Consider the following 8677-nt stretch of genomic DNA (forward strand, 5'->3'; position numbering starts at 1 on the left):
ATCCAGCCCGGTGGCCGCCACGGTGCGGGAACCGCGCCGCCGGGTCCAGGGCAGCAATCGCCCGCCGGTGAGGCGGTTGGCGACCACTTCGGCGATGAGCAGGTACACCGGCCGGGCAGTGTCATCGCCCACGCGGCTCCCATGACGGGATGGTATGCGGGTTACCGGCGGTGCTGTGTCGTACTGATGTCAGGGGGCTGAACGAACACTTCCGGCAACCGTGCGGCAATCCGGGCCCCGGACCCATATCATTTTGCTATGCCGACCTACGAGGAAGCGGACGCCGCTCCGGTGTTCGGTCGCGGTGTCCGCCAGACGGTGCTGGCAATGGGGGTCTGTTCGGTGGTGATCGGGGTGGCCACGGTGGTCTGGCCGGACAAATCCCTGGGTACGGTCGGCAACCTGTTCATGTTCTCGCTACTGTGCAGCGCGGTGACCCTGGCCGCGGTGGCGTTCGGTAGCCGGTTGGGACGGTTTCCGCGGGTGCTGCTGCTGGTGGCGGCGCTGGCATCGCTGGTGACCGCGACCCTGTGTTTCCGGGCGGGTGACTGGACGCTGCTGCTGGCCATGTGGCTGGGCCTGGCGTGGGCGGTGCGGGGGATCGCGCACGCGGTGGCGGGGGTGTGGGACGACGACGAGATCACCGGCAGCGGAAAGCAGGAAGTGTTCGGTTTGGTGACGCTCACCGCGGGTCTGGTGGTCGCGATCGCGCCGTTCGACGATATCGCGACACTGGCGCTGGTCGCGGGGTGCTGTATCACCGTCTTCGGTGTATTGGAGGTGTGGACGGCGGTCCGTTCACCGGCGGCGGTACGCGTCCCGGCCGCGTACTCGCCGACCCCGGACGAGCATCTGACGACGGTGATCGCGAGCGCCGGCGGTTCCAGGGGACGCACCCGCGACTGAGACGCCGGACGGGCTCCGGTTTCGATACTCTTCCCGGTATGGCGATCATTGCGAGCCATCGGATCATGCGCCTGCGGGCTCTTATCGAGCACCCCAATACCGGCGCCGACGAGCGCGCGACCGCGCAGCGCATGCTGGACCGGATGCTGGACCGCTCCGGCTATTCGGCGACCGGTGATCGCACCTACGGTGATCGCCATCACCGGGTCGGTAAACATGCCGATCTGCCGTCGGTGGCGGAGATGATCCGGGCCGATATCGCGTTGGGCCGCATCATGTTCGCTCCGCAGACGCGGTTCGGTGAACCGGCGGTCCGGGATCCGCTCGGTGACGCGCCGGTACAGATCGTGATCACCGTGGATCTGCCGCACCACGGGTGCATCGACATCACCATCGACAATGTGCCCCGGGATTGGGGCTGGGTGATCGAGGACGGTATCGAATGCGTGAGCCCGCAGTTGCAGGAGCTGGCGACCGAACTGGCCGACATCATGAACGGTTACAACTGCGACGGCAGTGATATCGCCAAACGCTTCTTCGGCCGGGTGCGTATCCCGGATTTCACGCTGGTCTGGTAGCGGCGGCGTCGGGAGACGCAGAATTCGTTGCCTTCGGGATCGAGCATGACCCACCAGTGTCCGGCGGGCCCCTGATCCACTTCCCGGACGCGGGTCGCCCCGAGCTGTACGAGACAGGCCACCAGCTCGTCGAGTCCGCCCGGGGTGCTGTGGATATCGATGTGCAGCCGGTTCTTCACGGTTTTGGTTTCGGGGACGTCCTGGAACAACAATCGGTGGCCTGGCCGATAGCACCGCGCTGCTGTCCACCGTGGCCCGCGATGCGATCGACCTTTTCACCGGGGCGCACGCCGGCCGTATCCGAACATGCTCGGCTGCGGACTGTCAGCTCATCCACGTCGATACCTCGCGGCCCGGCCGTCGCCGGTGGTGCTCGATGGAGCACTGCGGCAACCGCAACAAAGTACGCGCGCACCGCGCCCGCACCCCGAGAAAGAAGGGTGATCACCATGCCCACCGGGCTCACCGCGGACGCGGGCCGGCAGATCGGCGCCTCTCCTACGCTGCCCCAGCGCGGCCGGCTGCCGGTCCCGCGTTCGTTTCCCGCAGATCCAATCCGATCGGGGTGATCGCCGGGATCTCCCCGGACGCCATGACCGCGCGGGCCAGTGGGCGCAGTGCCCAGAGCAGTTCCGCGCGGTCGCCGGGGGGCCAGCACCGTGTACGCCGGCGCGGCCGCCGCGTCGGTGCGCGTCTCGATCGCGGCCTTCACCGCCCGGCCCTGCTCGGTAACCCCGCCGTCGCCGGCGAGTCCTTTGCCGCGCAGCGTGTCGAGCCGGTCCGCCCATTCCGCGCCGTCGAAATCTCTGGACACGGTGTAGGTCTCGCGCGGCACCCGGTTCGCCAGGGCCTGCAGCACATGCGATTCGCGCCCGTCGATTCCGGCGGCGACCATCGCGGCGATATGCCCGTCGCCGCGATGCTCCCGCAGCAGGGTCGCCGCGTGCCACAACCGCGCCACCGGGTCACGCGGTTCGGGTAGTGCCCGGTTGGCGGCGAACAGCGTCCGATCCTCCGCCGGTGCCGCGGCGGCCGCCAGTTCGGCCGCCACCGCGACCTCGGGACCGTCGGCGAGGTCCCCGAGCTGGCGGCGCAGCGCCGCGGTCGCACCCTGCTTCCGGGCGGTCAGCGCCGCGCCCGGGCCCGCGAATTCCCATGCGGCGGGTATGGCCGCGTGCACGCGCTCGATGGTGAAGTTGTAGAAGAGCGCGTGCACCACGTCGGACCCGGCCGCGCCGAGCGGGGCGGCGCGGCCGGCGAAGTAACCCATCCAGAACCCGCGATATCCGGCTGTTTTCAGTGCCTGCAGCGGTTCGGGTGAGAAATAGGTGACGGCGTGCAGCGGTTCGAACAGGCGCCAGGCCTGCCGTGCGAAGGCGGGGAGTTCGGTGCTCATGCCGTCACGCTACTGCGCCCGACCCCCGTGGAAGCGAGCGTTCATGCGGGCCATTGGAAGTCGGGGTCCCGGCTGTAGTCCAGGCGCCGCCGGTCCAGTGCCATGGCCACCATCTGCCGGGCTCCCGGGCCGATGATCGCGCGCAGCGGGGGGTCGGGTAGGCCCACGAGTTCCAGCACGGCGGCGGCGGCCACTGCCGGGTCGGCGTCCACCCATTCGGACTTCTCGGCCGGCTCGGGTTCGGCCGAACCGGTGGGCGCGGCGTGCGGATCGGGATAGTCGGGGATGCCCAGTATCGCGGTGCGCAGTTCGGCGTAGGCGGGGTGCGCGGTGCCGAAACGCATACTGGAGCCGGCCCAGTCGGTAGCGAACCCGCCCATTTGCGCGATGGTGACGGCAACCCCGAAGGGGCGGAGTTCGTCGGCGAGTGCCGCGCTGAATCCTTCCAGCGCCCATTTCCCGGCGTTGTACATGCCGAACAGTGGCATGCTGCCGACCGCGCCGACAGTGGAGATCTGCACGATATGGCCGCTACCCCGGGCCCGTAGGTGGGGGAGCGCGGCCTGGCAGACCCAGACGGCGCCGTAGAAATTGGTGTCCAGTTGGTCGCGGATCTCGGCTTCGGTGAGTTCCTCGACTGCGCCGACGAGACCGTATCCGGCGTTGTTGACGATGATGTCGAGACCGCCGGTGACTTCGACGGCCCGCTGCACGGTGACCTGCACCTGATCGCGGTCGCGCACATCGAGCGGCAGTACGGTGAGCCGTTCCCGAGCGAGGTCGTCCAGGGCGTGCGGATCCCGGGCGGTGCCGACCACGTGGTCGCCGTGGGCGAGGGCGGCTTCGGTGAAGGCACGTCCGAGGCCGCGGTTGGCGCCGGTGATGAACCATGTTCTGGTCAACTAAGACCCCTTTCGGAACGAGACGTTGCGTCTCGGCAAGAGTGTCAGCCGGTGGCGATGCTGTCAAGACGAGACGTTCCGTCTCGTCGATGCTAGAGTCGCCGCATGGCAGATACCCCGGCCACCCGCCGCAGCCACCGCTCCCGCAGCGCCATCCTCGCCGCCACCACCGAACTGATCGGCGAGATGCCCTACGCCAAACTCACCATCGAGGCCATCGCGGCGCGGGCGGGTGTCGGTAAGCAGACGATCTACCGGTGGTGGCCCTCCAAGGGGGCGGTGGTCTTCGAGGCAATGCTCGAATCCGACTCCGGCCCCGACGGGCTCGTGCTGCCCGATACCGGTGATATCGCCACCGACCTGCGCACCCTGCTGCACGGGGCGATCGCGGCGCTCACCGATCCCCGCGGCGAGGCCTTCCTGCGGGCGATGTCGGTCGAGATACAGCAGGACGCCGAACTCGCCGCCACCTACCGGGAGCGACTGCTGTTACCCCAGCGTGCCGCCGTCGGCACCCGGCTGACCGCCGCGATCACGGCAGGACAGGTGCGGCCCGATCTCGATATCGAGGTCGCCATCGACCTCCTGCTCGGCCCGGTCCAGACCCGGTGGTCACTCGGGCTGGGCGGCCTGACCCCCGACTACGCCGACACCGTTCTGGCCGCCACCCTCACTTGTCTGCGTCCCTGAACTCTCGGCGACCGCCGCGGTCGACGAACTCACCCAGGAAACGACGGATCGCCCGGGAATCCGAAGACTCCCGGGCGATCCGCGACCGCGGTGCGGTCACACCGGCCGGATCAGGCCAGATCGAACCGATCCGCGTTCATGACCTTGTTCCAGGCGGAGACGAAGTCGCGTACGAACTTCTCCTTCGCGTCGTCGGCCGCGTATACCTCGGCCACCGCGCGCAGCTCGGAGTTCGAACCGAACAGCAGGTCGTAGCGGGTACCCGTCCACTTGACCTCGCCGGTCGCGGTATCGCGGGCCTCGAAGGTCTCCTGGGATTCGTCGGTCGGCTTCCACTCGATACCCATATCGAGCAGGTTCACGAAGAAGTCGTTGGTCAGCGTCCCGACGTTCTCGGTGAACACACCCTGCTGCGACTGCCGGTAGTTCGCGCCCAGCACCCGCAGACCACCGATGAGTACGGTCATCTCCGGCGCGGTCAGATCGAGCAGGTTCGCGCGGTCGATCAGCAGATGCTCCGACGGCAACCGGTGGCCCTTGCCGATGTAGTTACGGAATCCTTCGGCGCGCGGTTCGAGCACACCGAAGGAATCGACATCGGTCTGCTCCTGCAGCGCGTCGTTACGGCCCGGCGCAACCGGCACGGTGACCTGCACGCCCGCCGCCTTCGCGGCCTGCTCCACACCGGCGGCACCGGCGATCACGATCAGATCGGCCAGCGATACCTTCTTGCCGCCGGTCTGGGCACCGTTGAACGATTCCTGGATCTTCTCCAGCGCGTTCAGCACGGTCGCCAGCTGCTCGGGTTCGTTGATATCCCAGCTCTTCTGCGGTTCCAGCCGAATCCGGGCGCCGTTGGCGCCGCCGCGCTTGTCACTGGACCGGAACGTCGACGCCGACGCCCACGCCGTGGACACCAGCTGCGGCACGGTCAGGCCCGCGGCCAGCACCTGCTCCTTGAGGGCGGCGATATCGGCCTCGTCGATCACCTCGAAATCCACGGCCGGGATCGGGTCCTGCCAGAGCAGCACCTCGGCGGGCACCTCCGCGCCGAGGTACCGCTCGACCGGGCCCATATCGCGGTGGGTCAGCTTGTACCAGGCGCGGGCGAAGGCGTCCGCGAACTGATCCGGGTTCTCCAGGAAGCGCCGCGAGATGACCTCGAACTCGGGATCGAAGCGCAGGGCCAGATCGGTGGTCAGCATCGTCGGCTTCTTGCGGGTATCCGAATGCGCGTCCGGGATGATCGCGTCGGCGTCCTTGGCCACCCACTGGTTGGCGCCGGCCGGGCTCTGGGTGAGTTCCCATTCGTAACCGAACAGGATCTCGAAGAACTCGTTGGTCCACTGGGTCGGCTTGGTGGTCCAGGTGACCTCCAGACCACTGGTGATCGCGTCGCCGGCCTTACCGGTGCCGTGGGTGCTCTTCCAGCCCAGACCCTGCTGCTCGATGAGCCCGCCCTCGGGTTCGGCGCCGACCAGCGCGGCATCGCCGGCGCCGTGGGTCTTGCCGAAGGTGTGGCCGCCGGCGATCAGCGCGACGGTCTCCTCGTGGTCCATTGCCATCCGGCCGAAGGTTTCCTTGATGTCCACGGCCGAGGCCAGCGGGTCCGGATTACCGTTCGGGCCTTCGGGGTTCACATAGATCAGGCCCATCTGGACCGCACCCAGCGGGCTCTCCAGATCGCGGTCACCGCTGTAGCGCTCGTCTTCGAGCCATACCGATTCCGGACCCCAGTAGACGTCCTCGTCCGGTTCCCATAGATCGGCGCGCCCGCCGGCGAAGCCGAAGGTCTGGAATCCCATGGACTCCAGGGCGACGTTACCGGCGAATATCATGAGGTCGGCCCAGGACAGCTTCTTGCCGTACTTCTTCTTGACCGGCCACAGCAGCCGGCGGGCCTTGTCCAGGTTGCCGTTGTCGGGCCAGCTGTTCAGCGGCGCGAAACGCTGCATCCCGCCACCACCGCCGCCGCGGCCGTCGATGGTGCGGTAGGTGCCGGCGCTGTGCCAGGCCATCCGGACCATCAGCGGGCCGTAGTGACCGAAGTCGGCGGGCCACCAGTCCTGGGAGTTGGTCAGGATCTCGGTGATATCGCGGCGGACCTCGTTCAGGTCGAGGGTCTGGAACTCCCGCGCGTAGTCGAAGTCGGGTTCCATCGGATCCGAGGCGGGCGCGTTCTTGCGCAGTATTTTCAGGTTGAGCTGGTTCGGCCACCAGTCACGGTTGCCGGCACCCGTGGTCGGGTGTTTGGCCGTGAACGGGCACTGGCCTGTGGTGCTGTCGGACACTGCGTTCCTTCCAATGAAACAGGGGTCATTTCGGGCTGGGCGATACGGAACAGTCGGGGCACAGGCCCCAGTAGACGACTTCGGCCTCCTCGATGGTGAAACCGTGGTCGTCGGCGGCGGTCAGGCATGGGGCGGGGCCGGTGGCGCAGTCGACGTCGGCGATCGCGCCGCAGCTCCGGCACACGAGATGGTGGTGGTTGTCGGCGACCCGGGTCTCGTACCGGGCCACCGACCCGGTGGGCTGGATGCGGCGCAGCAGGCCGGCGGAGGTGAGCGCGCGCAGTACGTCGTACACGGCCTGGTGTGACACCGCGCCGAGGGATTCGCGCACCCGGCCGATGATCGAGTCGGTATCGGAGTGCGGGCTCTCGTGTACCACGCTCAGCACCGCCAGACGGGGTGCGGTCACACGGAGCGCGGCCTCGCGCAACATGTTCTCGAACTCCGCGGTCGTGGTCACGATTCGGAGCTTACCGTTTTTCTTGAATCAATCAAGTATTAGTTCTAATCAAGATTTGAGCTCCTGGTAAGCCCAGGTCTTTCCAGGTGACCCGGGATACGATGCCCCCACACTTCGCGAACAACGCCGATCCGCCCGGAGGATATATGCGTTCCACGGTCCGCCGCAGGGTTATCGCCGCAATCGGTACGGCCGCCTTCGGCTGCGCCGGCACAGCGGCGACAGCCGCCGCGCAACCCACCTACTACGACCCCGAGATCAGCCACTGCGACCATCTGTTCCGGACCCCGCTGGAAGCACCGAGGCCGGGAGCCGCGGTGTACTGGAGCCCGTTCGGCAGTACCGGAATCGTCTGCTACGACAACGGGACCGGGGTCGCGGACTACTACCAGCGCGACCCCTCCGGCGCCTGGCACGATATGAACGAACTCGCCCCCGGCCAGTTCTTCTACAGCATCTTCGCCACCGGGGTTCCCGACGCCGCCCACTGGCGCTGACGCCACCCGGACGGCCCGCATCCGCCGGCGAAAACCACCCGGGCCCGGCGGGCGCCCACCCCGCCCGGTGGGATCGCGCCGTCACCGCGGTAATACCGAGGTATTATCGTGGCAGTCGTGGAGTACGAATGGCACGCGTCCAGCGAACCGTTCCTTCGGCACTTCGAGGTCGCGGCCTGGGAAGTGGTGGAGGTGCTGTACTCGCCGCGGCGGTGGTCGCGTCCGGCGACCACCGCTCAGGGACTGGCGGTGCTCACCGTATGGGGCCGTACCGAGGACGGGCGGCCACTGGTGGTGGTCCTGCGACCGCGTTCACACCCCGACCGGTGGCAGATCCTCATGGCGGCACCCATGGGGGGCCGTCAGCTCGCCGAATTCACCGCATGGGAGGCGACCCGAGATGAATAACGAACACGACCCCGGCTTTCCGCGTAGCGCCGCCGAAGCCGAACAGTTCCTCGACGGGCTGGCCTTCGACGACGCCGCGCAGGTGCCGCCGCTCCCGCCGACCACCGACGAGGTCGAACGCGGGATGGTCACGACCTCGCTCAAACTCCCGCAGGATATGCGCGAGCGCATACGCGAGGTCGCCGCGGCGCACTGCCTCACCCCGTCGATGCTGATCCGCCAGTACATCGAACTGGGCCTGTCCAGCGAACAGCCGGAGCGCATGATCCCGTTGTCGGACGCCATCCGGGTGCTGTCCAGCCTCCGGCCCACCGCCTGAACCCCACCCGCCGCCACCGGTAGGCGTGCGGCGATCTCGCACGTCCTGTCGCCCGGCCCACCGGACTCTCGTGCGCGCCCTCGCCCGCCCCTCCGATGCCTCCCTGGCCGCCCGGCGGAGCGGCGCCATTCCCGGCCGCCTCCTACCGATCCGGACGAACCGTCCGATTTCGGACCACCCGCCGAATCACTTAGCACGCCGAAGTATCTTTTTGCCTGTCGCCCCCTTCG

General features: G+C 68.1%; 10 protein-coding genes and 2 pseudogenes. 7 read left to right on the top strand and 5 right to left on the bottom strand.

What is annotated here, in order from left to right; all coding sequences use genetic code 11:
- Window positions 1–258: 258 nt before the first annotated feature.
- Both ACQPYS_RS14750 and ACQPYS_RS14755 read left to right on the top strand, forming a co-directional pair.
- Complete coding sequence (locus ACQPYS_RS14750; RefSeq protein WP_433489874.1) at window positions 259–906, top strand: DUF308 domain-containing protein; 648 nt, start codon at window positions 259–261, stop codon at window positions 904–906.
- A gap of 38 nt (window positions 907–944) precedes the next feature.
- Window positions 945–1484 (top strand): hypothetical protein, encoded by a 540-nt coding sequence (locus tag ACQPYS_RS14755; RefSeq protein WP_063034543.1) that lies wholly within the window; start codon window positions 945–947, stop codon window positions 1482–1484.
- Here the strand turns inward: ACQPYS_RS14755 and ACQPYS_RS14760 are convergent.
- A complete protein-coding gene (locus ACQPYS_RS14760; protein WP_307718760.1) occupies window positions 1406–1663 on the bottom strand; it encodes a VOC family protein in 258 nt (85 codons plus the stop codon). The two genes, ACQPYS_RS14755 and ACQPYS_RS14760, sit on opposite strands and share 79 nt — an antisense overlap.
- A gap of 71 nt (window positions 1664–1734) precedes the next feature.
- Between ACQPYS_RS14760 and ACQPYS_RS14765 the strand changes: the two are divergent.
- Window positions 1735–1848, top strand: a pseudogene (locus tag ACQPYS_RS14765) (CGNR zinc finger domain-containing protein); the annotation flags it as partial.
- Window positions 1849–1982: 134 nt separating this feature from the next.
- On the opposite strand, the pseudogene ACQPYS_RS14770 reads toward ACQPYS_RS14765, so the two are convergent.
- Together ACQPYS_RS14770 and ACQPYS_RS14775 are read right to left on the bottom strand one after the other, a co-directional pair.
- A pseudogene (locus ACQPYS_RS14770) lies at window positions 1983–2880 on the bottom strand (SCO6745 family protein).
- A gap of 41 nt (window positions 2881–2921) precedes the next feature.
- Complete coding sequence (locus ACQPYS_RS14775; protein ID WP_433489875.1) at window positions 2922–3782, bottom strand: SDR family NAD(P)-dependent oxidoreductase; 861 nt, start codon at window positions 3780–3782, stop codon at window positions 2922–2924.
- Between the two features lie 105 nt (window positions 3783–3887).
- Here ACQPYS_RS14775 and ACQPYS_RS14780 point away from each other — a divergent pair, with 105 nt between their 5' ends.
- Complete coding sequence (locus ACQPYS_RS14780) at window positions 3888–4472, top strand: TetR/AcrR family transcriptional regulator (protein ID WP_433489876.1); 585 nt, start codon at window positions 3888–3890, stop codon at window positions 4470–4472.
- Window positions 4473–4582: 110 nt separating this feature from the next.
- On the opposite strand, the gene katG is transcribed toward ACQPYS_RS14780, so the two are convergent.
- The gene (gene katG, locus ACQPYS_RS14785; protein WP_433489877.1) at window positions 4583–6763 is read right to left on the bottom strand and encodes a catalase/peroxidase HPI; all 2181 of its coding nucleotides are present in this window, start codon (window positions 6761–6763) and stop codon (window positions 4583–4585) included.
- A 25-nt stretch (window positions 6764–6788) separates the two neighbouring features.
- Window positions 6789–7196, bottom strand: coding sequence for a Fur family transcriptional regulator (locus ACQPYS_RS14790; RefSeq protein ID WP_373861386.1), 408 nt, complete (start codon window positions 7194–7196; stop codon window positions 6789–6791).
- A 173-nt stretch (window positions 7197–7369) separates the two neighbouring features.
- Between ACQPYS_RS14790 and ACQPYS_RS14795 the strand changes: the two genes are divergently transcribed.
- From ACQPYS_RS14795 to ACQPYS_RS14805, 3 genes are all read left to right on the top strand, one after another.
- Window positions 7370–7720 carry a hypothetical protein gene (locus tag ACQPYS_RS14795; RefSeq protein ID WP_063034922.1) on the top strand — a complete coding sequence of 117 codons (351 nt, stop codon included), beginning with the start codon at window positions 7370–7372 and terminating at the stop codon, window positions 7718–7720.
- Window positions 7721–7828: 108 nt separating this feature from the next.
- The gene (locus ACQPYS_RS14800; protein WP_157107084.1) at window positions 7829–8128 is read left to right on the top strand and encodes a hypothetical protein; all 300 of its coding nucleotides are present in this window, start codon (window positions 7829–7831) and stop codon (window positions 8126–8128) included.
- A complete protein-coding gene (locus tag ACQPYS_RS14805) occupies window positions 8121–8447 on the top strand; it encodes a hypothetical protein (RefSeq protein WP_063034549.1) in 327 nt (108 codons plus the stop codon). The genes ACQPYS_RS14800 and ACQPYS_RS14805 overlap by 8 nt, the downstream gene beginning before the upstream one ends.
- Window positions 8448–8677 lie beyond the last annotated feature (230 nt).

The organism is Nocardia grenadensis (genome assembly GCF_050942415.1).
GTDB lineage: Bacteria > Actinomycetota > Actinomycetes > Mycobacteriales > Mycobacteriaceae > Nocardia > Nocardia grenadensis.